The organism is Caulobacter sp. FWC2 (assembly GCF_002742625.1).
Classification (GTDB): Bacteria; Pseudomonadota; Alphaproteobacteria; order Caulobacterales; family Caulobacteraceae; genus Caulobacter.
The window spans coordinates 1,247,675-1,272,276 of the sequence record NZ_PEBF01000001.1; the positions used below are offsets into that span (position 1 = coordinate 1,247,675).

General features: G+C 67.1%; 23 protein-coding genes. 13 read left to right on the forward strand and 10 right to left on the reverse strand.

What is annotated here, in order from left to right:
• Window positions 1-45: 45 nt before the first annotated feature.
• Complete coding sequence (locus CSW62_RS06020; RefSeq protein ID WP_099576255.1) at window positions 46-240, forward strand: hypothetical protein; 195 nt, start codon at window positions 46-48, stop codon at window positions 238-240.
• 171 nt (window positions 241-411) lie between these two features.
• On the opposite strand, the gene CSW62_RS06025 is transcribed toward CSW62_RS06020, so the two are convergent.
• The 3 genes from CSW62_RS06025 to CSW62_RS06035 form a co-directional block, all read right to left on the reverse strand.
• A complete protein-coding gene (locus CSW62_RS06025) occupies window positions 412-894 on the reverse strand; it encodes a RidA family protein (RefSeq protein ID WP_099576256.1) in 483 nt (160 codons plus the stop codon).
• Window positions 895-976: 82 nt separating this feature from the next.
• Entirely contained in the window at window positions 977-1,366 is a 390-nt protein-coding gene (locus CSW62_RS06030) for a cytochrome c (protein ID WP_099576257.1), read from the reverse strand.
• 14 nt (window positions 1,367-1,380) lie between these two features.
• On the reverse strand, window positions 1,381-2,982 hold the full coding sequence (locus tag CSW62_RS06035; protein WP_099576258.1) for a flavin monoamine oxidase family protein: 1,602 nt from the start codon (window positions 2,980-2,982) through the stop codon (window positions 1,381-1,383).
• A gap of 270 nt (window positions 2,983-3,252) precedes the next feature.
• Between CSW62_RS06035 and CSW62_RS06040 the strand changes: the two genes are divergently transcribed.
• Window positions 3,253-3,810, forward strand: a complete 558-nt coding sequence (locus CSW62_RS06040; protein WP_099576259.1) for a GNAT family N-acetyltransferase — start codon at window positions 3,253-3,255, stop codon at window positions 3,808-3,810.
• 3 nt (window positions 3,811-3,813) lie between these two features.
• On the opposite strand, the gene CSW62_RS06045 is transcribed toward CSW62_RS06040, so the two are convergent.
• The 3 genes from CSW62_RS06045 to CSW62_RS06055 form a co-directional block, all read right to left on the reverse strand.
• Entirely contained in the window at window positions 3,814-4,443 is a 630-nt protein-coding gene (locus CSW62_RS06045) for a hypothetical protein (RefSeq protein ID WP_099576260.1), read from the reverse strand.
• Between the two features lie 290 nt (window positions 4,444-4,733).
• The gene (locus tag CSW62_RS06050) at window positions 4,734-7,202 is read right to left on the reverse strand and encodes a TonB-dependent siderophore receptor (RefSeq protein WP_233206622.1); all 2,469 of its coding nucleotides are present in this window, start codon (window positions 7,200-7,202) and stop codon (window positions 4,734-4,736) included.
• A gap of 350 nt (window positions 7,203-7,552) precedes the next feature.
• Window positions 7,553-7,903 (reverse strand): hypothetical protein, encoded by a 351-nt coding sequence (locus tag CSW62_RS06055; protein ID WP_099576262.1) that lies wholly within the window; start codon window positions 7,901-7,903, stop codon window positions 7,553-7,555.
• A gap of 98 nt (window positions 7,904-8,001) precedes the next feature.
• On the opposite strand from CSW62_RS06055, the gene CSW62_RS06060 reads away from it, so the two are divergent.
• The 4 genes from CSW62_RS06060 to phaH all read left to right on the forward strand — a co-directional run bounded on the left by CSW62_RS06060 (window position 8,002) and on the right by phaH (window position 11,907).
• Window positions 8,002-8,985 (forward strand): YafY family protein, encoded by a 984-nt coding sequence (locus tag CSW62_RS06060; RefSeq protein WP_099576263.1) that lies wholly within the window; start codon window positions 8,002-8,004, stop codon window positions 8,983-8,985.
• A gap of 10 nt (window positions 8,986-8,995) precedes the next feature.
• The gene (rlmJ, locus tag CSW62_RS06065; RefSeq protein WP_099576264.1) at window positions 8,996-9,817 is read left to right on the forward strand and encodes a 23S rRNA (adenine(2030)-N(6))-methyltransferase RlmJ; all 822 of its coding nucleotides are present in this window, start codon (window positions 8,996-8,998) and stop codon (window positions 9,815-9,817) included.
• The gene (chrA, locus tag CSW62_RS06070; protein ID WP_099576265.1) at window positions 9,814-11,097 is read left to right on the forward strand and encodes a chromate efflux transporter; all 1,284 of its coding nucleotides are present in this window, start codon (window positions 9,814-9,816) and stop codon (window positions 11,095-11,097) included. Before rlmJ ends, chrA begins: the two co-directional genes overlap by 4 nt.
• A gap of 90 nt (window positions 11,098-11,187) precedes the next feature.
• Complete coding sequence (gene phaH / locus CSW62_RS06075) at window positions 11,188-11,907, forward strand: phasin PhaH (protein WP_099576266.1); 720 nt, start codon at window positions 11,188-11,190, stop codon at window positions 11,905-11,907.
• Here phaH and CSW62_RS06080 read toward each other — a convergent pair.
• Window positions 11,904-12,221, reverse strand: a complete 318-nt coding sequence (locus CSW62_RS06080) for a YbjQ family protein (protein WP_099576267.1) — start codon at window positions 12,219-12,221, stop codon at window positions 11,904-11,906. The two genes, phaH and CSW62_RS06080, sit on opposite strands and share 4 nt — an antisense overlap.
• A gap of 181 nt (window positions 12,222-12,402) precedes the next feature.
• Here CSW62_RS06080 and CSW62_RS06085 point away from each other — a divergent pair, with 181 nt between their 5' ends.
• Both CSW62_RS06085 and CSW62_RS06090 read left to right on the forward strand, forming a co-directional pair.
• Window positions 12,403-12,867, forward strand: a complete 465-nt coding sequence (locus CSW62_RS06085; protein WP_099582188.1) for a DUF4112 domain-containing protein — start codon at window positions 12,403-12,405, stop codon at window positions 12,865-12,867.
• Between the two features lie 42 nt (window positions 12,868-12,909).
• On the forward strand, window positions 12,910-13,374 hold the full coding sequence (locus CSW62_RS06090; RefSeq protein WP_099576268.1) for a DUF4112 domain-containing protein: 465 nt from the start codon (window positions 12,910-12,912) through the stop codon (window positions 13,372-13,374).
• A 12-nt stretch (window positions 13,375-13,386) separates the two neighbouring features.
• Here CSW62_RS06090 and CSW62_RS06095 read toward each other — a convergent pair whose 3' ends face one another.
• From CSW62_RS06095 to CSW62_RS06105, 3 genes are read right to left on the reverse strand one after another with little or no spacing between them, the layout of a single operon-like run.
• On the reverse strand, window positions 13,387-13,962 hold the full coding sequence (locus CSW62_RS06095; RefSeq protein WP_099576269.1) for a Uma2 family endonuclease: 576 nt from the start codon (window positions 13,960-13,962) through the stop codon (window positions 13,387-13,389).
• Between the two features lie 31 nt (window positions 13,963-13,993).
• A complete protein-coding gene (gene scpA, locus CSW62_RS06100; RefSeq protein WP_099576270.1) occupies window positions 13,994-16,147 on the reverse strand; it encodes a methylmalonyl-CoA mutase in 2,154 nt (717 codons plus the stop codon).
• A 3-nt stretch (window positions 16,148-16,150) separates the two neighbouring features.
• Complete coding sequence (locus tag CSW62_RS06105) at window positions 16,151-17,542, reverse strand: methylmalonyl-CoA mutase family protein (RefSeq protein WP_099582189.1); 1,392 nt, start codon at window positions 17,540-17,542, stop codon at window positions 16,151-16,153.
• 254 nt (window positions 17,543-17,796) lie between these two features.
• Between CSW62_RS06105 and CSW62_RS06110 the strand changes: the two genes are divergently transcribed.
• The 5 genes from CSW62_RS06110 (at window position 17,797) to CSW62_RS06130 (ending at window position 24,577) form a co-directional block, all read left to right on the forward strand.
• The gene (locus CSW62_RS06110) at window positions 17,797-18,804 is read left to right on the forward strand and encodes a nitronate monooxygenase family protein (RefSeq protein WP_099576271.1); all 1,008 of its coding nucleotides are present in this window, start codon (window positions 17,797-17,799) and stop codon (window positions 18,802-18,804) included.
• A gap of 92 nt (window positions 18,805-18,896) precedes the next feature.
• On the forward strand, window positions 18,897-19,649 hold the full coding sequence (locus CSW62_RS06115; protein ID WP_099576272.1) for a DUF2793 domain-containing protein: 753 nt from the start codon (window positions 18,897-18,899) through the stop codon (window positions 19,647-19,649).
• A gap of 228 nt (window positions 19,650-19,877) precedes the next feature.
• The gene (locus tag CSW62_RS06120) at window positions 19,878-20,453 is read left to right on the forward strand and encodes a TMEM165/GDT1 family protein (RefSeq protein WP_099582190.1); all 576 of its coding nucleotides are present in this window, start codon (window positions 19,878-19,880) and stop codon (window positions 20,451-20,453) included.
• Window positions 20,454-20,501: 48 nt separating this feature from the next.
• Complete coding sequence (locus CSW62_RS06125) at window positions 20,502-24,095, forward strand: hydantoinase B/oxoprolinase family protein (RefSeq protein ID WP_099576273.1); 3,594 nt, start codon at window positions 20,502-20,504, stop codon at window positions 24,093-24,095.
• The gene (locus tag CSW62_RS06130; protein ID WP_099576274.1) at window positions 24,080-24,577 is read left to right on the forward strand and encodes a low molecular weight protein-tyrosine-phosphatase; all 498 of its coding nucleotides are present in this window, start codon (window positions 24,080-24,082) and stop codon (window positions 24,575-24,577) included. Before CSW62_RS06125 ends, CSW62_RS06130 begins: the two co-directional genes overlap by 16 nt.
• The last annotated feature ends 25 nt before the right edge of the window (window positions 24,578-24,602 follow it).

A 24,602-nucleotide genomic window follows, 5' to 3' on the forward strand; every position in this document is an offset into this window, starting at 1 on the left:
AGCACTTGCCGACCAGATTGCCGTCGATCCACAGAGGAACGCGCCGTGCAGATTTCCGCCGCCAACGCCGCCCCGTACACGCCACGTCCGGCCGCTTCGAACCAGGCCGCCGCGCCGATCGTCGACCTGACGCAGCTGGCGGTGGCGCAGACCAACGCCAAGGCGACGGCCTCGGCGGGCGCTGCTCTCAGCCAGGCCACGGGCGAGCTGACGGGCGTGTTGGTCAACATCTCGGCCTGAGCCGAGCCCCAGACAAAAGAACGGCCGCCCTCCAGGAGAAGAAGGCGGCCGAGTCATTGGGAGGAAACGCCCGAAAGGGCTGATTTCCATATAGCTGTTTGAATCGCGCTTGACAACGTTGTCACGAAATTAATTTCGCGTAACGGTGAAATTGAAGCGCCGGGGCTGGCCCTACTTCTTCTTGGCCGCCTGGACCTCGATCTCGACCAGCATGCCGTCCTGCACCAGCGAGGTGATCTGGCTGGTGATACGCGAGGGCTTGTTGGGCTGGGTCGCGGTGCCGAAGTAGGTCTTGTAGCCTTCCATCATGCCCATGAAGTCCATCTTGCCCTCCTTAGCCGGGTCGCCGACCAGCAGGACGCGCATCATCACGACGTCGGCCATGGTCGCGCCCTGCGTCTTCAGAGCGGCCTCGATGCGGCCCAGCACGCCCAGGGTCTGGGTCTTGGTGTCGCCGAACTTGGCCACGCCGGTGGCCTTCTCGTCGATGACCGGCGGGGTCATGCCGCTGACATAGATGGTGTCGTAGCCGGCCGGGACGGTGACGACGCTGGCGATGGCCGACTTGGGATCTCCGCCACGGACGATTTCCTGGGCGTGGGCGGCCCCGGCGAGGGCGGCGAGGCCGACGGCGACGGCGATGAGGCGTTTCATGAGGTCTTCTCCCTGTGGAATTCAAACATTGGCGCGTGACGGGCGCCGAAACCGGTATCCACTTTCGGCTGCCACGCTTCGGTTAGTGGGCCTGCAGGCCGCGCGCCTTGGCGGCGGCCTTGGCGGCGTTGCGAGCGGCCACGACGTCGGCAGGCTTGATGGCCGAGGCCTTGTTGCCCCACGAACCGCGGACATAGGTCAGGATGGCCGCCAAGTCAGCGTCCGTCAGGTCATCCTTGAACGCCGGCATGCCCGCGCGGCCATTCAGCACCGTGGTGATGACGATCTTCGGATCGCCCTGCACCAGCGGCGAGCCGGCCAGGGCCGGGAAGGCGCCCTTGACGCCCTTGCCGGTCGCCTGGTGGCAGGCCGAGCAGTTGTCCAGGAACTGAGATTGCGGCGTGGCCGCCGAGGCAAGCGCGGGAACGGCGAGCGCCGCAAGGAGGGCGGCGAGGTGGATAGCTTTGCTCATCATCTTTTCTGGTCTCAGGCTTGCGACACGCGGGCGTGGATCTTACCGATCTGCTGCCAGGCGGACTCGATGGCCCCGGCCTGCCAGCCACCCAGATAGCTGAGGTGCTCGCCGGCCAGGTAAAGGCGCCCGTCCGGTTCGCAGAGCGTCGGATAGCTGTTCTTGCGGCCGCCTTCGCCCCATTCGGCCCAGCCGCCGAGATTGTACTCGGCCAGGTGCCAGCTGAAGGAGAAGGCGTTGTCGAAGTTCTCGGCGTATTCCGGGAAGATCTTCTGGCCCGCCGCCACGGCGAAGGCGGCGCGCTCGGCGGGAGTCTTGGCGCTGATCCGCGCGGCCTCGCCCCCGAAGGCGTAGTAGCCCAGGAGCACGCCCTTCTGTCCCTGCCAGCCGTAGGAGGGCAGGGTGATCGTGTTGATCCCCGGGATGTCGTTGTAGATGTGGCCGCCGTAGATGTGGTGGTTGTCCTCCCAGAAGCGGCTCTTCATCTGCAGGCCGATCTTGTTGACCGGGGCGTAGGCCACGCCCTCCATCGCCGCCTTGAAGGGGGCCGAGGCGTCCAGGTCGATCTGCTTCAACACGCTGAGCGGGATGGTGCACAGGCAGTAGTCGGCGGTGACCTCGGCCTTCTTGCCGTCGGCGCCCTTGTACGAGACCGTGACGCCGGTGGGCGACTGCTTGATCTTCTCGACAACCGCTCCGTAGCGGATCATCGACCCGACCTGCTTCTCGAAGGCCTTGGCGATCTGGTCCATGCCGCCGATCGGCTGCAGCATGGTGCGCTGCTGCTCGTAGCCGGTGACCGAGCTCAGCACCCGCCAGGCGTTGCTGTCGAGCACGTCCTTGAAGGCGAAGGGCGGCAATTCCTTGCCGGGGCCGGGATTGACGCCCGCTCCGGGATGGACGGAGAAGCCGCGCCCTTCGGTGCCCTTGTAGGCAAGGTCCTTGGACAGCCGGCCTTCGGTGACGAGGTAGGAGACGAACTTCTCACGATCGACGCCCGTCAGCGGCGCGTCTAGCTGGCCCTGGCTGGCGGCCTTGGCGACCAGTTCGGCGGTGTAGCCTCGGATGTCGGCGGCGATCTCACCCTTGCGCACCGGCTTACCGGCCAGAGGCCCCGACGCCTTCTCGAAATAGACATAGGACGCGTCGTTGTCGTTGACGAAGCTCTCCAGCGGCACGCCGAACTTCTTGGTGTAGTGCAGGGTTGAACGGTGGTGATACGGGATCCGCCACGGGCCGTGGTTGATATACTGGCCCTCGTCGAACTCGCAGGTCTGCTCATGGCCGATCAGGTCGGTGTGCTTGAAGCCCTTGCGCGCGGTCTGGCAGCGGCCACCGGCGAAGGAGCGCGCCTCAAGCACCTGCACCTGATAGCCGGCCTTGCTCAATTCATAGGCGGCGGTCATGCCGGCCAGGCCCGCGCCCAGGATGACGACCTTGGTGTTCTTGGCGCCGCCCGTCATCTCGGGCGGCAGCTCGGTGGCCGAGGCCATGCCGTAGCCGAGGGCTTCCATGCCCGATAGCACCAGCGACATGCCGCCGACCGCGGCCAGGCTTTCGAAGAACCGACGGCGTGTGAGAACTCCACCCGCTAAAGACGCGTCCAATCCACTCATTACCATCCCCGCCCGTCTGTTATCGCCGGCGCCTGAAGGCGTCGGGCTCTAGGCCGGCGGACCCTGCCGCGCCGGAACGCCGCCATCTCGAAATCATGGCCCCGCTGAAGCAATCCGTTTTCAGTCGAGACGCGGACTGACATGTTAGACGCCTTGCCATTGGGCGCCTGAGGCGGTCAGTGAACGATCGGTGAGCGGGGGCGGAACATTGTCCGACGTCACGCCGAATCCCTGTTTTCTCTAGCCCCGTCACGCCGCGATGGAGTCGCTATGAATTCGTCCGAACACGACGCCAAGAGCGACCTGACCCTACGTTTCGCGGTCCAGGAGGACATGCCCGCCCTGTCGGCCCTCATGGACCGCGCGATCGGTGAACTGCTTGGCGCGTTCCTGCCGCCGGAGGGCGTGAAGGCCTCGTTCGAGATCATGGGTCTGGACACCCAGCTGATCGCCGACGGCACCTATTTCGTGGTCGAGGATTCCGGGGAGATCGCCGGATGCGGCGGCTGGAGCCGGCGGGCCACTCTGTTCGGCGGCGATCACTCGGCTGGGCGCGATGCGGCGCTGCTGGATCCGCAGGTCGACGCGGCGCGGGTGCGGGCGATGTACACCCACCCGGACCATACCCGCAAAGGCGTCGGCCGGCTCGTCCTGGACGCCTGCGAGGCCGCCGCCCGCGCCGAAGGCTTCAGCCGAGTGGAGATGGCCGCCACCATGGGCGGCGTCCCGTTGTATCGCGCCTGCGGCTACCACGACATCGAGCCGTTCGAAGCGGTGACCTCGACCGGCTATCGCGTACCGCTGATCCGGATGGGCAAGGCGCTCTAGGGGCTAAAGTAGGCCGCGTTGCCTACTGAGCTTCACCCAGGCGATCACCAGGCGCTCATAGTCGGGATACTGAATCCGCCCTGGATCTAATCTCGCATCACGAGCCAGTTCTGGCAGGGCCGCAACGAAATGGTCGTAGCAGTCGAGAACGGCCTGTGTGCCGGGTATTGAAGCCCGTCTTGATGCGGTCATGAGCCAATTCCGGGCGCATTCCACCATCCTGCGGGGATCAGATTCATGCGCAACGGGGTCTATTCCGCCCAGATCGGAAATGAACTTCTGAAACCTGTACGCTTCACGGTCCATGACCAATGCGGACTTCTTCTTCTGCAGCGGCCCGCCGAAACGTTTTGCGCCGAGGAAGATTCCTAATTCCAGGGGCATGTTGAACCGAGGAAGGCGGTTTACGTCGTCCAACTCGGTCCGGGAGATATCGTGGATGCCGTATCGGCACTGCTCGACAATTCGATAGATCTTATCGATTCGGTTCTCGGCTGCATCCGCGGCTTCGCGTGCGCACCTAGCTCTGAATCCGCATGCGATGACGGAGAAGACAAGGGCCTGAAACCCTTGAGCGAACTCCGGGTCGAACGGGCAATTAATGAAGACGTCGCGAGTGGAGCTTTCAGTCACTTGCGAGGCGGGGTCGGCCTAGTGGGTGGCGCTGGATGCGTCGAGCCTTTGGGGTCGCGGCTTCCAAAGTAGGAGCCCACAACCTTTGTCGCCTCAGTCAGGGTGATCTGTCCGCCCTTCGAGACAGGGCTGCCCCATGCCCCTGTCGGAGAATGCGATGGACTGGAGCTAGCGCGCTTGGTCATGGCTAATCTTATCAAGCCGTGCGGTGAACAACCATGATTTTCGTTCCCACGAAAAGGGGCGGACCTCGCGGCCCGCCCCTTCGTGTTTCAGTCTGAGTCCAAGCCTTAGAAGGCGTAGGTCAGTCGGCCGTAGTAGTAGCCGCCGTTGATGCCGTACGGCGAGAAGCCGGGGTACTGGGTCACGCAGCCGCCGCCCGAAGCGATACAAGCGGTCTGGAACGCGGCCGTGAACTTGTCCGGATACTTGTTGAACAGGTTGTTGGCCCCGATCGCGGCGGTGACGCCGACCGGGAACTTGTACGAGATCTCGGCGTCGGTGATCGCCGCGCTGCTGGCCACGGTGTCCAGCAGCGGACCGGTGCCCGGGTCGGACAGGGCCGAGGCCTTGCCGTAGAAGGTCTCGGTCAGCGACAGCGACAGCTTGCCGAAGGTGTAGAGGCCGTTGACGCCGATCTTGTACTTCGGCGCGGCCTTCTCGAGCAGCGAGGCGGCGTTGCCGGCGAACAGGACCTGGCCCGACGGGAAGGCCGTGCTGGTGGTCGCCAGGGCGGTCGGCGCGGTCTTGACCTTGGTGATCTTGGTCTTGTTGAAGTTGCCCGACAGCGTCCAGTCGATGCGGCCCATGTCGCCCAGGTCGGTCGGATAGGCGACCACGAAGTCCAGGCCGCGGGTGCGGGTGTCCAGGCCGTTCGAGAAGATGTTGATGCCGGTGCTGGCCACCGTGCTGTCCAGCACGTTGCCGTTGGCGGCGATCGCGGCGTTGACGTTGCTGTTGACGACGACGCCGTTACGCAGGCCGTAGACCGAGCTGGAACCGAAGATGCGGTTCTTCAGGTTGATCTGGTAGGCGTCGATCGTCGCCGTCATCTTCGGGATCGGATGGGCCACGACGCCGAGGCTGTAGTTCTTCGACTTCTCGGGTTTCAGCGCGTCGATGCCCAGCAGGCGGGCTGCGGCGGAGTTCGGGGCCAGCTGCACGAAGGCGCTGGTCGGCGAGACGTTGGTGGCCGAGTAGTAGGACTCCGCCAGGGTCGGGGCGCGGAAGCCGGTCGAGGCCGTGCCGCGGAGGGCGAACATCTCGTTGAAGTCGTAGCGGCTGGTCAGCTTGACGACGGTGGTGTCGCCGAAGTCGCTGAACTTCTCGTAGCGGACGGCCGCGTCGATCTTCCACTCCGGAACCGGGGTGGCGGCGACGTCGCCATACAGCGCCCAGCTGGTGCGGGCGTGGCCGCCGGCGTCGGTGCTCTGGAAGCCCGGATAGGACTGCGAGCCTTCCTTGTAGGTCGAGGCGGCGTCGCCTTGGCCGATGCGGTAGGTGTCGCGACGCTGTTCGTAGCCGAGGGCGACGTCTACCGGCGCCGACAGGCCGACGTCGAAACCGCGACGCAGGTCGATATTGTTGGTCCACTGGGTGGTGCGCCAGCTGCCGGCATGGAACGAGGTCGGGGTGAAGCCCTTGGTCGTCAGGGTCGAGGTGTCGGCATAGAGGCTGGCGTTGGCCGAATCCTCGACGCGAACCTCGATGTCGTCCTTGCCGTAGGTCGACGAGACGTCCAGATCCCAGCCGACCAGCTTGCCCGAGACGCCCAAGGTCAGGGCGTAGTCGTCCTCGATGATCCGTTCACGCGGGCTAAAGCCCAGCGGGAAGGGCCTGTCGGCCGCGCCCTGCTTGCCCTGGATGCGGTTGTAGCGGCGGTAGTTTTCGTAGGCCGAGGCGTCCTTGTGGCCCAGGGTGCCGAACGAATAGACCTCGAAGTCGGCCGGCAGTTCGACGCCGGCGTTGAAAGCCAGGTTGTTCAGGCGATACTCGGCGTCGCCGGAGATCAGGTTCAGGTTCGGATAGCCTGGAATCTTGCTTTCGACGGCGTTGTTGGCGGCAGAATAGCTGGGGCTGGCCGGGTTGGCGACGCGCTGGTCGGCCAGGCCGCGGTTCGAGAAGCCGTGGTATTTGCTCTCGACCGTCAGGTTCAGATAGCTGTTCTCGGTCGGCGCCATGCCGATGTTGATCGAGCCGCCGGCCGTCTTGCCGCCGCCGTCGAAATATTCGCCGCCCGTGGCCGAGATCGAACCGCCCGATGGGTTCTTCTTCAGGATGATGTTGACGACGCCGGCGATGGCGTCGGTACCGTACTGGGCGGCGGCGCCGTCCGTCAGCACTTCGATGCGGCCTATGCCGGCCATCGGGATGAAGCCCAGGTCGGCCGCCGCGGCGCCCTGATAGACGCCCGAGAGGACGGCGAGGTTGCCGGTGGTGTGGCGGCGCTTGCCGTTGACCAGCACCAGGGCCTGGTTGGGCGAGAGGCCGCGCAGGCGGGCCGAAAGGGTCAGGTTGGCGGTGTCACCGCCGAACGCCTGGGCGTTGAACGACGGGACCAGGTTGGCCAGGCCAAGGCGCAGGTCGACCGCGCCCGTGCGTTCCAGCGTGCTGGTGTCGACGACCTGGACCGGGGCGGGGCTGTCGATCACGCGCAGACCCGTCTGGCGCGTGCCGGTGACGATGATGGTGTCGACTTCAGTCTGATCCGGCGCCTTGTCAGGCGCGCCAGCAGCATAGGCGGCCGCTGAGTATCCCAAAGTAACCGATAGCGCAGAAATACCCGCCAACAAGGCAGGTTTGAAACGCTGAGTCATTATTAGCCCCCTCTTTGTATTTATGGACGCGCGATGATTCCCTTCTCCATGACGTTTTTCTCCCCGTTTTTTTATTTTTGACGCGGGTACTAAAAATATATCGGGTACTGACCGATCTATTCATGGGGATCGAAGTTGCGATTTTGGGCAATGGGGCATTGAAATAAATCCGCAACACAAAGTTCGGCGCCCAGCGGGCGCCGCTTTGCGCGGCGGCTGATCTCGTATTTTGAGCAGATGGGCGCGTTTTTCCGCACGCGGAGGCGGTAGGGGCGTACTCGGCGCGGTCAGGTTCAGGCGACGAGGCGCATCGGCTCGGCCAGCTCGTCGGTCTCTTCGGTCTCGAACAGGTCGAAAGCGTCTTCCCAGGCGGCCATCCGGGAATCACGCAGTTCGGCGTCGTCGGTGATGCGGACGATCTGGTCTTCGCGATCGTTCCAGACCAGGCCGATGTCGGTGACCCGCCCGGCGTCGCGTCCCAGCAGCAGGAAGATGTCGGCCCGCGCCGCCCGCTCGTGGCTGATGCGGCGCAAGGTGCGGCCGCCGCCCAGGTCGCGATGGATGTCGGCGAAGTCCAGCACGGCCGAGATCATGGCCGAGTTCACGGGCGCGGTGGCCCAGGGGCTGCAGGCAAAGCGCGACATACAAGGCTCCTCTGGGGCTTCTCCAGTCTCGACATCCGCAGAATGTGCGGGCATTGCGACAGAAACGGTCGTAAGCTGCGGGTCTGTTTGGGGAACGCATGAGACACGAGAAAGCAACCCGCCTGCTGGACCTGGCCCGGATGTTGGCCGGCTCCGCCGAGGGCCTGACCCTGGACGAGATGGCCCAGGCGCTGGACGTCGGCCGTCGCACCGCCGAGCGGATGCGCGACGCCGTGTGGGCCGCCTTTCCGCAGATGGAGGCGATCGACGACCCGCCGACCAAGCGCTTCCGCATCCCGTCGGGCCTGGACAGCCTGTTCCAGACCCCGACCGCCGAGGAGCTGGCGGCTCTGCGCACGGCGGCGGACTCGCTACGCGCGTCGGGCGCAGAGAGCCGGGCGGCCTCGCTCCATGCCCTCGAGGCCAAGCTGCTGTCGGCCCTGCGCGGTTCGGCCCGCCGACGGGTGGCCCCGGACGTCGAGGCCCTGGTCCAGGCCGAGATGATCGCCGTCCACGCCGGCCCGCGTCCCTTCGAGGAAGAGTCGGTGCTGGCCACCATCCGCACGGCGATCAAAGGCCTGTCGGCCCTCTCGTTCCGCTACGAGGGCGGCAGCACGCCAGGGCGGACCCGCGAAGTCACGCCTCTGGGCGTCCTGTTCGGCCGCAGCAACTACCTGGTGGCGCTGGAGGGCAAGGGCGGCAAGCCTCGCTCATGGCGCCTGGACCGGATGACCGACCTGAAGGCGCTCGATAAACCGGCGCCTCCACCGGAGGGATTCTCGCTGCAGGCCTTCGCCGATGAGAGCTTCGGCATCTATCACGACGAGATCCAAGACGTAGTCCTGCGCATCAAGCCCAAGGGGGCCGAGGACGCCCTGCGTTGGCGCTTCCACCCGACGCAGAAGGTGACGCAGGAAGCGGACGGCTCGGTGACGGTGACCTTCCGCGCCGGCGGCATGCGTGAGCTGGCCTGGCACCTCTTCACCTGGGGCGACTCCGTCGAGATCGTCGCGCCGCAGGTGCTGAAGGATAAGATGGTCGAGGAGCTGCGCGAGGCTGGCCGGGCGCACGGGGCGTGGTAGGAGCGGTCGCATGAATTACCGCCACGCCTTCCACGCCGGCAACTTCGCCGACCTGCACAAGCACGCGATCCTGCTGGCCATGCTGTCGGCCTTGCAGGACCAGAGCGAGTCGCTGTCGGTGATCGACACCCATGCGGGGGCGGGCGGCTATGACCTGTCCGGCGAGATGGCCCGCCGCTCGGGCGAAGCCCAGGCGGGGATCTTCCGGCTGACGGCGGCGCGCGATGCGCCGACGGTGTTTGGTCCGCTGCTGAAGGCCGTGGCCGACATGAATGGCGGCAGGGAAGGCGACCTCTATCCCGGCTCGCCGCTGCTGATGGCGCGCGCGCTGCGCAAGGGCGACCGCTATGCTGGCTGCGAACTGCGGCCCGACGATGTGGCGCTGCTGCGCAAGAGCCTGGCGCCGTACGCCAGCGCCCAGGCCCTGGAGGCCGACGGCTACGTCGCCGCCGTCAACCAGGCCGGCAAGGGCGGCCGCCCCTTCATCGTCATCGATCCGCCGTTCGAGCGGCCGGACGACTACCAGCGGATCGTGACGACGACACGCGACGTCCAGGCCCGCGCTCGCGACGCGGCCCTGGCCATCTGGCTGCCGATCAAGGACCTGGAGACCTTCGACGCCTTCCTGCGCGGGATGGAAACCGTCACGGATAGGCTGCTAGTCGCTGAGCTTCGTCTCCGCCCCCTGACGGATCCCATGAAGATGAACGGCTGCGCGATGGTTATGATCGGCGCGCCGGCCTCGGTCGACGAGGCGTCGGCGCAAGCGGGCGACTGGATCGCCGCGCGCCTGGGCGAGACCGGCGGCCGTTCGCGCGTCTGGCGGACGTGACTCGCGGCCCGCCCAGCTTCGCAGAGGCCGTCCGCGTCTGGCTGAAGGTCGGGCTGCTGGGCTTCGGCGGTCCCGCCGGCCAGATCGCGCTCCTGCATAGAGAAGTCGTCGAGACCCGCGACTGGCTAGACGGCGACGAGTTCGCGCGGGCCCTGAGCTTCTGCATGCTGCTGCCGGGCCCCGAAGCCCAGCAGTTGGCCACCTGGCTGGGTTGGCGGCTCCACGGCATCCGGGGCGGCGTCGCGGCGGGCCTGCTGTTCGTGCTGCCGGGCCTGGCGGTCATGCTGGGCCTCTCGGCGCTCTACGTCGTCCATGGCCGATCGGACTGGGCAGGACCGGTTCTGCTGGGCCTGAAGGCGGCGGTGGTCGCCCTTGTCCTGCAGGCGTTGCTGAAGATTGGCCAGCGCACGATCAAGGACCGCGCGGCCGCCGCCGTCGCCGGCGCGGCCTTCGCGATGATGGCTTTCACGACCCTGCCGTTTCCGCTGGTGATCATCTGCGCCGGCGCCGTGGGCTGGCTGACGGCCAAGGGCGGGCAGGGCGAGGCTGTTCCACCCGCGCCGCCGCTGAAGGGGCAGGCGAGAACCGCGTTCATTTGTCTTGCGCTGTGGCTGGCGCCGATCGCCCTGGCCTGGCTGGTCGCGCCCAACTCCGTCCTGGCCTGGATGGGCCTGACCTTCGGCAGTCTCGCGGCCATCAGCTTTGGCGGCGCCTATGCGGCCCTGGCCTATGTCGGACAGTCGGCCTCGGCGCTGGGCTGGCTGTCCGCGCCGCAGATGCTGGATGGCCTGGGTCTGGCCGAAACCACGCCCGGCCCGTTGATCCTCGTCTTCGTGTTCGTCGGCTTCGTCGGCGCCTTCCAGACCGCGCCGGTCGAGTGGGCCTGGGGCTTGGCCGTGCTGGGCGGGTTGATGGCGGCCTGGACGACCTTCGCGCCGTCCTTTCTGTGGATCTTCGCCGGCGGGCCGCTGTTCGAGCGCTGGGGGCGTCGGCCCAAGCCCGCCCGCGCGCTCGCCATGATCTCGGCCGCCGCTGTCGGCGTGATCGGTCAGTTGGCCCTGTGGTTCGCCATCCACCTGCTGTTCCGCAGTGGGCAGACGATGGAGGTGGCGGGTCTGCTCAGCGTGATGCTGCCTGATCTCGGAAGCTTGAACGTGGCGGCCCTAGGCCTGACCTTACTGGCCCTGGCGCTGACCTTCGCCACGCGTCTGCCGATGCTGGCGATGATCGGTGTGATGGTCGCGGCGGGCGTGCTGTTGAAGGTCGTTGGAGCAAGTTGACCTAAGGTCAAATTTTTGCGCTTGCGAACGAATTTTCCGTGTTATGCTGCATTGCAATAGATCGCGATTGCCAGCCCAACGGAGCGCGCCATGGTTTCGATCTTCTCCTTCCTTCCCACCTACAAGACCGACAAGGTCGAGCCCGAGACCGCGCCTCACGTGGTGATCGGCGCCGCCTCGCCGCTGTGGTTCATGTTCGGCGGCGCGGCCGCGGCCGGCGCCACCTACTGGTGGTGGGCCAATCGTTGGCGCGAGGCGGTCAATCTCGAGTCGCTGATGGCCCTGGCGCCCGAGCCCGTCGCCCCGCCGGTCGAGTCCTTGGCTGTGCTGGACGCGCAGCCGGAGCCTGTGCTTGAGGCCGTGACCGAACCGGTCGTCGAAGCCGTCACCCTGGTCGCCGAGACCACCGAGACGGTCCTCGATGCGACCCAGGAGACCGTCGAGGCCGCCGCCGACTCGATTGTCGAGACCGTGGTCGCCGCCAACGAGGACGTGGCCGAGGCGGTGGTCGAGCCTGTCGTCGCGGCTGAACCGGTCGTGGCTGAAGCCGCCGACACCGTCGCCGAGGCCGTCGAGGCGGCGCCCGCCGCTGTCGAAGCCGCGCTCGACGACCTAACCAAGCTGGTCGGCGTCGGCCCCAAGCTGGCCGCCTCCCTGGCCGAGCTGGGCGTGACCAAGTTCAGCCAGATCGCGGCCTGGACACCGGACGAGCTGGATTCATATGACCAGCTTCTGAACCTGAAGGGCCGCGCCGTGCGCGAGGCCTGGATCGCTCAAGCCCAGCGGTTCGCGGCGCCCGCCGAGGGTTAAAGAACGACGGCCGTCCCGGACACCGAGACCATCATCATCTGGGCGTTCGGGCCGACGGTGTTATAGTCGAGGTCGACGGCCAGGATGGCGTTGGCGCCGAGCTTCTCGGCTTCCTTGACCAACGCCTTCATGGCGTCCTCGCGAGCGCGGGCCAGCACCCGCTCGTAGGACTTGGAGTGGCCGCCGATGAAATCGCGGATGGCCGCCATCAGGTCGAGCACGACATTCGCGCCCAGGATCGACTGGGCGTAGATCGCGCCCTTGTACTCCTGGACCGGGTGTCCCTCGATGAACGGCGTGGTGGTGATCAGCATCCGGGATTCCTGGCGCGTCCTATGGTTAACTTAGGCGCAAACGTCGGCGTCCGCGAGGGGCTCCCCCGAAAAGCGAGCCTTTCGATCACGACGTTCGCTCAAAAGGGGAATCTGGCGGTGAGCCCTTCCTGCGCGGCCGTGCTTGGGGCAGATTGCCCGCGTTTACCGCGTCCGGAGCCGCCTGGTGATCTTCGCGAAATCGCACGTCGAACTGCACAACATCCGCAACAACGTGGAGCGGGTGAAGAAGCTGTCCGACAATGTCGTGGGCGTCGGACCCCTGGGCATCGGCCTGGACGGCCTGTTGACCTGGATCCCGGGGGCGGGCGAGCTCTACAGCCTGGGTGCGGGCGGCCTTATCGTGTTCGACGCCGTGCGGGCTCGCGCCGCGCCGATGATCGTTATCCAGATCTGCGCCATCATCCTGATCGATACGGTCGCCGGCTCTGTCCCTGTGGCCGGCAAGGCGCTGGACGTGCTGTTCACGGGTCACAAGTGGTCGGCCGACATGCTGACCAAGCACATGGATGACACGATCTATTTCGAGGGCTCGCGCAAGGACGTGCAGGGGACCCAGGAGTATCGCGACCTGCTGGCCCGTATCCAGGCGGGCAAGGAAAAGCGCCGCGTGGTTTTCCTGGGTTAGGCAACTTCACAACCAACTTGCGGGCGGAGCGTTCAGGGAAACATGACCGACGACATCTCCGCCTCATCCGCCTATGCGGACAGCCACGCGGGCCGTCGCGCCAAGGCCCATCGCGCCTGGCGATCGGCTGAGACGATCAAGCGCATCTCCGACCGACTGATCGGCATTGGCCCCATTGGCCTGGGCCTTGACGGCGTGCTGGCCTGGGTGCCGGGCGCGGGCCTGGTCTACGGCTTGGGCGCGGGCGGCCTGTTGATGTTCCACGCCGTCCAGGGCGGCGCGTCGGCGGGGACCTTGCTGCGCATGGGCGCCTATCTGGCGATCGACAACGTCTCGGACACCGTGCCCGGCCTGGGCTGGGCGATCGACACCCTGTTCCCCGGCCACCTGATGGCCGCCAAGGCGCTGCAGAAGGACATCGAAGCCCGCCACGGCCTGCCCGAGGAGATCGCCTTCGAGCGCTCCCAGAAGAAGCGCGGCCTGTTCGGTCGCAAGAAGGCGGGCTAGCACGCTTCCGAGTCAGCGGATCGGCGGAAGGTTCGCCAGGCAGAGTTCGATGTTGGGCAGGAGCAGCGCGGTGACGGTGTCTTGCGCCGAATACCGTACAATATCGCGATAGACGCCATCGACCGGGTCGCGGTGGACGATCAACGTGTCGGTGTTGACGTCCACGACCCAATAGTCCCGAACGCCGTGTTGCGCGTAGAGTTCGACCTTGAAGGCCAGATCGTACCTGACGGTCGAGTGGGAGACCTCGATGACGAGGCCGACATTGGTTCCGTTGACGGAAGCCAGCGGGAGGTCGGCGTCGTAAACGTAGAGATCGGGATCCGGTGCGTTAGTCGGCGAAAGCCGCAACGTCGAGTCGACCACGACGATCGCGCTACCCATGCCCTTGGCGATGAAAGCGTAGGCGATCTGCATCTTTACGCGCGTGTGCGGTGCGCCTTCGGGGGCCATTTCTAGCAGCGCTCCGTCGATCAACTCGATGCGGGCGCCCTCCTGGAGGATCCCGGCTTCCTGCATCCGCAGCACGTCATCCAGCGTGAAGCGGTGCTGTTGCGACGTTTCCAGCGCTCGGACGAGGGCGTTCATGGCTTCAGGATAACACGAGCCCGCTGGATCGCTACGCCGCCGTTTCCTGGCTGTAGCCGAGTTGGATGTTCAGCTTCTCCAGTACCTCAATGGCGGCTTCGGCGATGACCGTGCCGGGGGGGAAGATGCTGGCGGCGCCGGCGTCGAGCAGGGCCTGGAAGTCCTGCGGTGGGATGACGCCGCCCACCACGACGACGATGTCGGAGCGGTCGCGCTTGGCCAGCTCGGCCTTCAGTTCCGGCACCAAGGTCAGGTGACCCGCGGCCAGCGACGAGGCGCCGACCACGTGGACGCCGGCCTTGATCGCCTCGTCGGCGGCCTCGGCGGGGGTCTGGAAAAGCGGGCCGATCTCGACCTGGAAGCCGAGGTCGCTGAAGGCGCTGGAGATCACCTTCTGGCCCCGGTCGTGGCCGTCCTGGCCCATCTTGGCGACCATGATGCGCGGCGGGCCGCCGTGGGCCTCGCGAAAGGCGGCGACCATGGCGCGGGCGCGGGCGGCCTTGGGGTCGGCGCCGGCCTCCTTGCCGTAGACGCCCTCGATGGCCTGGATCACGGCGCGGTGGCGACCGAAGACCTTCTCCAGCGCGTAGCTGATCTCGCCGACCGTGGCGTGGGCGCGTGCCGCGTCGACGGCCAGGGCCAGCAGGTTGCCGGTTCCTCGGGCGCCGTCCTCCAGCGCCTTCAGCGCCGCCTCGGTAGAGGCCGGATCGCGCTCGGCCTTGAGCCGGGCGAGCTTTTCCAGTTGCTGGGCGCGGACCGAGCCGTTGTCGACCTTGAGCATCGGGATCACGTCCTCGACCTCGGGCTTGTAGCGGTTGACGCCGACCACGCTCTGGCGATTGGCGTCGATGCGGGCCTGGGTCTTGGCGGCGGCTTCCTCGATGCGCAGCTTGGGGATGCCGCGCTCGATGGCCTTGGCCATGCCGCCGGCCGCCTCGACCTCTTCGATGTGCGCTAGCGCCTTTTGAGCCAGATCGTGGGTCAGGCGCTCGACATAGTAGCTGCCGCCCCAGGGGTCGGCGACGCGGGTCGTGCCGCTCTCCATCTGCAGGAACAGCTGGGTGTTGCGGGCGATGCGAGCCGAAAAATCGGTCGGCAGGGCCAGGGCCTCGTCCAGGGCGTTGGTGTGCAGGCTCTGGGTCTGGCCGTTTACGGCCGCCATGGCCTCGACGCAGGTGCGCGAGACGTTGTTGAACACGTCCTGCGCCGCCAGCGACCAACCGCTGGTCTGGCTGTGCGTGCGCAGAGACAGCGATCGGTCGTCCTTGGGCTCGAACTCGCGCTTCATCAGCCGCGCCCACAGCAGGCGGGCCGCGCGCATCTTCGCGACCTCCATGAAGTAGTTCATGCCGATCGCCCAGAAGAAGCTCAGGCGCGGGGCGAAGACGTCGATGCTCATGCCGGCCGCGACGCCGGCCCGAGCGTATTCGATGCCGTCGGCCAGGGTATAGGCCAGCTCCAGGTCGGCCGTCGCGCCGGCCTCCTGCATGTGATAGCCGCTGATCGAGATCGAGTTGAACTTGGGCATGTTCGCCGAGGTGAAGGCGAAGATGTCCGAGATGATCCGCATCGAGGGCGCGGGCGGATAGATGTAGGTGTTCCGCACCATGAACTCTTTGAGGATGTCGTTCTGGATCGTCCCCGACAGCTTGTCGGGCGATACGCCCTGTTCCTCGGCCGCGACGATGTAGAGCGCCAGGATCGGCAGCACCGCGCCATTCATGGTCATCGACACGCTCATCTTGTCGAGCGGGATGCCGCTGAAGAGTGTGCGCATGTCGAGGATCGAGTCGATGGCCACACCGGCCATGCCGACATCGCCCTTCACCCGTTCGTGGTCGCTGTCATAGCCCCGGTGGGTGGCCAGATCGAAGGCGACCGACAGGCCCATTTGGCCGGCCGCGAGATTGCGGCGATAGAAGGCGTTTGAGTCCTCGGCCGTCGAGAAGCCCGCGTACTGCCGCACCGTCCAGGGGTTGGTCACGTACATGGTCGGGTAGGGGCCGCGCACATAGGGCGCGACGCCGGGATAGCCGCCGGTGAAGTCCAGGCCTGCCACATCCTCGGCGTCGAAGGCCGGGGCGACGGCGACGCCCTCGGGCGTGTTCCAGGCCTCGCCTTCCGGCGCGGGCGCTGACGCCACTTCGGCGAAGTCGACGATGGTGAAGTCTGGGAACTTGCTCATGGCTTACGCACCCTCGAACGCGGCGGCGAAGCGCACCGGCGTCAGGGCCGGGCAGTGACTGTCGGGACCGGGCAGGCGGACGTCGGGACCGGCGACCGCGAAAGCCGCCGCGTCGGGCGTCTCGACCTCCGGCGTCTTGTCGTCGGCGTTGAGGAAGACCGTGACGCCCAGGATCTTGCGGCTCTTGTCGGCGAAGTCGGCTTGCTGCGCATCGCAGGTCTTGGCCACGGCGTCGGCGATCAGGCCGCTCTCCAGCGCCTTGACGATGCCGCCTGCGCCTTCGATGGCCTGGAAGCCGTCCCAGGCGGCGCGGGCCATCTGGTCGGTCAGGCTGTCCAAGTACCAGGCCCCGCCGGCTGGATCGGCGACACGGCCCAGGTTGCTCTCTTCCATCAGGACGAGCTGCGTATTGCGGGCCTGGCGCCGCGCGAAGGCGGTGGGCAGGCCGATGGCGTCGGTGAAGGCGTCCAGCAGGATGACGTCCGCCCCGCCGACTGCGCCGGCGAACCCGGCCGAGGTCAGGCGCAACAGGTTCGTCCAGGCGTCGGCCTTGGCCAGCATACGCCGTGAGGAGCGGGCTTCGATGGTCGGGGGAACGGTGACGCCACAGGCTTGCGCCAGCCGCGCCCAGATCGCCTTGGCCGCGCGGACCTTGGCGACGCCGGTGAAATATTCGCCGTCAAGGCTGACGCCCAGCACGATGCGACCGAAGGCGTCTTCCATCGAGAGGCCTTGGCGCACCAGAGCCTTGGCGTAGGCGAGGGCGGACGCGGCCATCATCGCCAGTTCCTCGGTGTTCGAGCCGCCAGCTTCGTAGGCGGCGCGGCCGGTGGCCAGGAACAGGCTGGCCCTGACGTAGGTCTGGGCCAGGCGCGAGCCGACGGTGGCGGCGCTGAAGACGTGGCTCTCGATCGGGCCGGGGCTGGCGCCCGACTGAGCGAAGGCGGTCAGGGGATCCAGGTGAAACGCCAGCGGCGCATTCGGCGCGGCCTTGGCAAGAGCGCCCAGCCAGTCGGCGGCCTTCGGGCCCAAATAGCCCGCGTCCAGGGCGACGGGGGCCAGGTCCAGCATCACGCCCGACAGGGCATTGGAAAGATCGTCCGCCGAGCCGACGGCGACACCGTTCACGCCGGCCGGATCGATCTGCAGCAACACCGAGGCGGCGCCGTTCTCGAGATCGGTCAGGACGTCCTTGGCCGTGTGCAGCGGATCCGGATGGGCGGCGCGTGTGCGCAGGTCCCAGGGGCGGTCGGGATCGCGGGCGCGCAGGTCACGGGCCACGGCGACGCCGTCTTCAGCAGTGTAGAGCGGCTGGATCGTCAGGCCGTCGGGCGTCTTGACCGTCAGGGCGTCGTCGAAGCTCTGGCCCTTCAAGGTCTTCTCGACCAGGGCCATCCAGCGGGCGCGGGTCGCCGCGTCGCCTTGGGCGCCGAAGTCCTCGGCCAGGGGCGTCGTCGCCACGGTCAAAGCGTCTCTCTCCTGCGGTGCAGCATTTTTATCTTTTGAACGGTGATGCGCTCCTGCCCTTACGGCCGTCAAGCCTCGCAACCGGTCTTCTCTCGTCTTGCATCCGAGCCAAACGAGCGTTTAATCTGATCGGTGATCACATATTCGGCGCCTCAAGCCGATCTCCAAAGGGGAACTTGTCCATGGCTCTGCCGCCGATCCTGCGCGACCGCCTGCGCCTTCCGGTCATCGCCTCGCCGCTATTCATCATCAGCAATCCGGACCTGGTCATCGCCCAGTGCAAGGCCGGCATCGTCGGGTCGTTCCCGTCGCTGAACGCCCGTCCGATCTCGCAGCTGGACGAATGGCTGCACCGCATCACCGAGGAACTGGCCGCCCACGACAAGGCTCATCCCGAGGCGCCCAGCGCGCCGTTCGCGGTCAACCAGATCGTCCACAAGACCAACAACCGGCTCGAAGAAGACATCGAGCTGTGCGTCAAGCATAAGGTTCCGGTGGTCATCACCTCGCTGGGCGCTCGCGAGGATCTGAACCAGGCGATCCACTCGTACGGCGGCATCACCCTGCACGATGTCATCACCGACCGCTTCGCCCGCAAGGCCATCGAGAAGGGCGCTGACGGCCTGATCCCGGTCGCGGCCGGCGCGGGCGGCCACGCCGGCACCCTGTCGCCGTTCGCCCTGATCCAGGAGATCCGCCAGTGGTTCGACGGGCCGGTGGCGCTATCGGGCTCGATCGCCTCGGGCCGCTCGATCCTGGCCGCCCAGGCCATGGGCGCGGACCTGGCCTATATCGGCTCGGCCTTCATCGCGACCCAGGAGGCCAATGCGGTGCAGGGTTACAAGGACATGATCGTCGACAGCAAGGCCGACGACATCCTGTATTCGAACCTCTTCACCGGTGTGCACGGCAATTATCTGCGGCCGTCGGTGATCAAGGCCGGGCTCGACCCTGAGAACCTGCCCGTCAGCGACCCGTCGAAAATGAACTTCGGCTCGGGCGGTAATCAGGACGCCAAGGCTTGGCGCGACATCTGGGGCTGCGGCCAAGGCATCGGCGCGATCGAAAACGTGCTGACGGCGGGCGAACTCGTCGCCAAGTTCGCGGCGGAGTACGAGCAGGCCAAGGCCGAACTGGCGGCCAAGACGGCGCTGACCTCCGGAAATCACTTGGCTTTCGCCGCCGAATAGGCGGGTGAAGCACGGGGACGGAGCAGGCTTCGTCCCCGGCCTTCGCGGCGACGTGATGCTGGGAGCGACCTTAACCGCTCCCGGAGCCGCACATGCCCGATCCTGTTTTCAGCGACATCACGCCCCGCCTCGGCCTGCCCTATGTGGTGGCCGCACAGGCGCAGAAACACATTCCGATCAACGAGAGCCTCGCCCGGCTGGATGGCCTGGTGCAACTGGCCGTCGAGAGCTGTTCGGTCTCAGCGCAGCCGGCCGGTCCGCAGAATGGCGGCGTCTGGATTCTGCCGTCTGGCGCGACAGGGGCGGCCTGGGCCAGCCAGCCTGCCGGCGTTCTGATGCGCTTCGAAGCCGGCGCCTGGGAGGCGCTGGCTCCGGCGGAGGGCGTGCTGGCCTGGGTCAAGGACGAGAACCAGATGGTCGCTTTCGACGGCGCGGTTTGGACGCCGCTGTCGGCCACCTTCCGAAGCCTCACCGCCGCTGCCTCGCCGGGCTTGGCCAACACTCGGCTGGAAATCCTGGAGCAGGAGGTGACGCTGTCGGGCGCCTCGACGGCGACCAGCATCGCCATACCAAACCGCGCCATCGTGCTGGCGGTCTCGACCCGGACCACGGCCGCGATCACCGGCGCGGCCTCGTACAACTGCGGCGTCTCGGGCGAGGCGAGCAAGTTCGGTGGCGCGCTGGGCGTGGCCAAGAATTCCAGCAACATCGGGGTGGTCGGGCCGACGGCGTACTACGCCGATACGCCGGTGCTTCTGACTGCCGTTGGCGGCAGTTTCGTTACCGGCAAGGTGCGGGTGGCGATCCACCTTCTGAGGTTCGACACGCCGGCCGCGGTGGCTTGACGCGTTGACGGCGGGGGACTGAGCGGCTACACGCGCCTCACCTTTGGGGAGTAGCCGCCCGCACCTATCAGCGGGCCCCGCCGTCAACACACTTGCTTCCTCGGAAGCATGGCGCGGGGAATGGAAGCGAATTTGAGCTTCCTTGGCGAGACCAATGGCGCCGATTTTCATCCGGGCCGGGTGGACGTCGACGCTATTGGCATGCGCCCGGCCCGGAGGATTATTTCAGTGGAAGCCCTGCTCGTCTCGACCCTGGTCGTGGCCATCGCCGAAATCGGCGACAAGACCCAATTGCTGGCCATCATCCTGGCCACGCGGTTCAAGAAGCCCGTCCCGATCATTCTGGGCATCCTGGTCGCCACCCTGGCCAACCACGCCCTGGCCGCCACCGCCGGTTACTGGGTGTCGGACTTCCTGAGCGGCGCCTGGTTCAAATGGGCCATCGCCATCTCGTTCATCGCCATGGCCGCCTGGGCGCTGATCCCCGACAAGGCGGATGATGAAGAGGGCCAGAGCGCGGGCCGCTACGGCGTCTTCGTGACCACGGCCATCGCCTTCTTCCTGGTCGAGATGGGCGACAAGACCCAGATCGCCACCGTCGCCCTGGGCGCCAAGTTCCACTCGATCTTCTGGGTCGCCGCCGGCACGACGCTAGGCATGATGCTGGCCAATGTGCCCGCCGTGTACCTGGGCGAGGCCGCGACCAAGATCGTGCCGCTGAAGTACGTCCGAATGGGCGCGGCGCTGATCTTCCTGTTGCTGGGGATCTGGCAGGTGGCCGAGCTTACGGGGCTGTTGAAGTAGGCTTCTCAGCCGCTATGAGGGGACGGAGCCAAGGAGTTCCGTCCCCTCATGACCGCCAACCCTGATGTTCCGCGCGGCTGGGAATTCTGGATCGACCGGGGCGGCACGTTCACGGACATCGTCGCGCGGCGGCCGGACGGGTCGCTGGTCACCCACAAGCTGCTGTCGGAAAATCCCGAGCACTATGCCGACGCCGCCGTGGCGGGCGTCCGGGCGCTGCTGCCGGATGGCGCGACCATCGACGCGGTGAAGATGGGCACCACGGTCGCCACCAACGCCCTGCTTGAGCGCAAAGGTGAACCGACCGTGCTGGCGATCACGGCGGGTCACGCCGACGCGCTGCGCATCGGCTACCAGGCGCGGCCCAAGCTGTTCGAGCGCCATATCGTCAAGCCGGAGGCCCTCTACGACCGCGTCGTCGAGATCGACGAGCGGATGAGCGTCGAGGGTCAGGTGCTGCGTCCGCTGGACGAGGGCGCTGCGCGGACCGGTCTGCAGGCGGCGTTTGATGAAGGCTTTCGGGCCATCGCCATCGTGCTGCTGCACGGCTTCCGCTTCACCGACCATGAGGCGCGGGTCGCCGCGATCGCGCGCGACATCGGCTTCAGCCAGGTCTCGGTCAGTCACGAGGTTAGCCCGCTGATGAAGCTGGTCGGGCGCGGCGACACCACCGTGGTCGACGCCTACCTCTCTCCGATCCTGCGTCGTTACGTGGATCAGGTCGCCGGGGCGCTGGGCCACGACACCCGGCTCCTCTTCATGCAGTCCAATGGCGGCCTGACCGATGCGCGGGCCTTCCGGGGCAAGGACGCCATCCTGTCCGGCCCGGCCGGCGGCGTGGTCGGCATGGCGCGGACGGCGGGAGAGGCCGGGTTCGAGCGGGTCATCGGCTTCGACATGGGTGGCACCTCGACCGACGTCTGCCACTATGCCGGCCAGTACGAGCGGGCCTTCGAGACGGTGGTGGCCGGCGTGCGGATGCGCGCGCCGATGATGAACATCCATACGGTGGCGGCCGGCGGCGGCTCGATCTGTTCGTTCGACGGGGCGCGGCTGCGCGTGGGTCCGGCCTCGGCCGGCGCGGTCCCAGGACCGGCGGCCTACCGCCGGGGCGGGCCGCTGACGGTCACCGACTGCAACGTCATGCTGGGCAAGCTGCGGCCGGAGTTCTTCCCCAAGGTGTTCGGCCCCAACGCCGACCAGCCGCTGGACGCCGAGGCCGTCACGCGCGGCTTCGAGGCCGTGAGCGCCGAGATCGAAGCGGAGACCGGCAGGGCCATGACACCTCGGGAGGTGGCCGAGGGCTTCGTCACCATCGCGGTCGAGAACATGGCCAAGGCCGTGCGGCAGATCTCGATCCAGCGCGGCTACGACGTCACCCGCTACGTCCTGGCCTGCTTTGGCGGCGCGGGCGGTCAGCACGCCTGCCTGGTGGCCGACGCCCTGGGCATGACCAAGGTGATGATCCATCCCTTCGCGGGGGTCCTGAGCGCCTACGGCATGGGCCTGGCGGACCTGCGCCTGATCCGCGAGGAGACGGTCGAGCGGCCGCTTGACCAGGCGGGCGACCTGGCCGACCGAGCGAAGGTGCTAGCTGCCGAGGCGGAGGCGGCTCTGCTGGCCCAAGACGTGCCGATGGCCTCGGTCGAGACCGTCGCCAGCCTGCGGGTGAAGTACGCCGGCACGGACACGCCGCTGGTTGTGCCGTTCGGGGATACTGTGCGTGAGGACTTCGAGGCGCTGCACCAACGCCGCTTCGGCTTCACCTCGCCGTCGACGCCCCTGGTGGTCGAGACCCTATCGGTCGAGGCGATCGGACATTCGGACGCCGGTGCGGAACCGGAGTTCGCGTCCGGCGCGTCAACGGGCGAGCCCGCGCCCCTGGCCACCGTCCAAACGCGGATGGCCGGCGCCAGCCATACGACGCCGGTTTTCGACCGCGAGGCCCTGGCCATCGGCGCCGAGATCCTCGGCCCGGCCATCATCCGCGAAACCACCGGCACGACGGTCGTCGAGCCCGGCTGGCGCGCGACCGTTGACGCTCATCTGAACCTGATCCTCGACCGCGTCGTCGCCCTGCCGACCCGCAAGGCCATCGGGACCGAGGCCGATCCCGTCATGCTGGAGGTGTTCAACAACCTGTTCATGGCTGTGGCCGAGGAGATGGGTTTCGCCCTCCAAAACACCGCCTATTCGGTCAATATCAAGGAGCGGCTGGACTTCTCCTGCGCGCTGTTCAGCCGTGACGGCGACCTGATCGCCAACGCCCCGCACATGCCGGTGCACCTGGGCTCGATGGGCGACAGCGTGCGGGCCATCCGCGATGCGCGCGAGCATGACGGGCGCGGGATGAAGTCCGGCGACGTCTACATGCTCAATGCCCCCTATAACGGCGGCACCCACCTGCCGGACGTGACGGTGGTCATGCCGGTGTTCGACGCGGCGGGAACCCTGCTGTTCTACGTCGCCGCGCGGGGGCACCAGGGCGATATCGGCGGGATCACGCCGGGCTCGATGCCGCCGACCAGCAAGACGGTCGAGGAGGAGGGCGTCCTGATCGAGAACTTCCTGCTGGTCGAAGCAGGGCGGTTTCTGGAGGCCGAGACGCGGGCTCTGCTGGCCTCGGGCAAGTGGCCGGCGCGCAATCCCGACCAGAACATCGGCGACCTCAAGGCCCAGATCGCGGCCTGCGCGCGCGGCGCCGAGGCCCTGACCGGCATGGTCGCCGAGTTCGGCCAGGACGTCGTTGAGGCCTACATGGCCCACGTCCAGGACAATGCCGAAGAGGCCGTCCGCCGCGTGTTGGCTACGATGCAAGGCGGATCTTTCGCCTATGAGTTGGATGACGGGGCGGTGGTCCGCGTGGCCATCACGGTCGACCGCCAGGCGCGCACCGCGCGCGTGGACTTCACCGGCACCAGCGATCAGGTCCCGACTAACTTCAACGCCCCAGCCTCGATCTGCCGGGCGGCGGCGCTGTACGTCTTCCGCACCCTGGTCGATGACGAGATTCCCATGAACGACGGCTGCCTGCGGCCGGTCGAGCTGGTCATTCCTGAGGGCTCAATGCTGCGGCCGCGCTATCCGGCCGCCGTGGTGGCCGGCAATGTCGAGACCAGCCAGGTCGTCGTAGACGCCCTCTATGGCGCACTCTCCGTCATGGCCGGCGCGCAGGGGACGATGAACAACTTCACCTTCGGCGACGAGCGGCGCCAGTACTACGAGACCATCTGCGGCGGTTCCGGCGCGGGGCCGGACTTCGACGGGACCGACGCGGTCCAGACCCACATGACCAACAGTCGCCTGACTGATCCCGAGGTGCTGGAGACCCGCTATCCAGTGCTGGTCGAGGCGTTCTCGATCCGGCGCGGGTCGGGCGGGCAGGGCGTCTATCGCGGCGGCGACGGCGTGGTGCGCAGGATCGGCTTCCGCGAGCCGATGACCGCGACCTTGCTGTCCAACCGCCGCCGCGTGCCGCCGTTCGGTCTTCGCGGCGGCGGGCCGGGCGCGGTCGGAACAGCGCGGATCGAACGCGCCGACGGTCGCGTTCAGGCCATGGCCGCCACTGACCTCGTCGAGGTCGCGGTCGGTGACGCCATTGTCATCGAGACGCCAGGCGGCGGCGGTTGGGGAGAAGCGTGATGGCCAAGGCGTCCGTACTGTTCGTCTGCATGGGCAATATCTGTCGCTCGCCCCTGGCCGAGGGGGCGTTCCGGGCGGAAGCCGAGCGGCTGGGCCTGGAGGTCACGGTCGACAGCGCTGGCACCGGCGGCTGGCACAAGGGCGACCCGCCAGATCCGCGCGCCATCGCCGTGGCGCGGCGTAACGGCGTCGACATCAGCGGCCTGAAGGCGCGCCAGGTGAAGCCCGACGACTTCCGGATCTTCACCCACATCTACGCCCTCGACCATGACAACCTGCGGGGCCTGCTGCAGGTCGCCCCCTCTGACGCGACCGCCGAGGTCGGCCTGTTGCTGGATCTGGTCGAGGGGCATCGGGGCCGGGCCGTGGCCGATCCGTACTATGGGGACGACGCAGGGTTCGACGTGACCTGGAGCGATGTGGTCCTGGCGGCGCAAGCCCTGGCGCGGCGACTGGCAGATGAGGGCTGGGCCAGGGTCTGACCCTTATCCGTTCATTGCCGCGCCG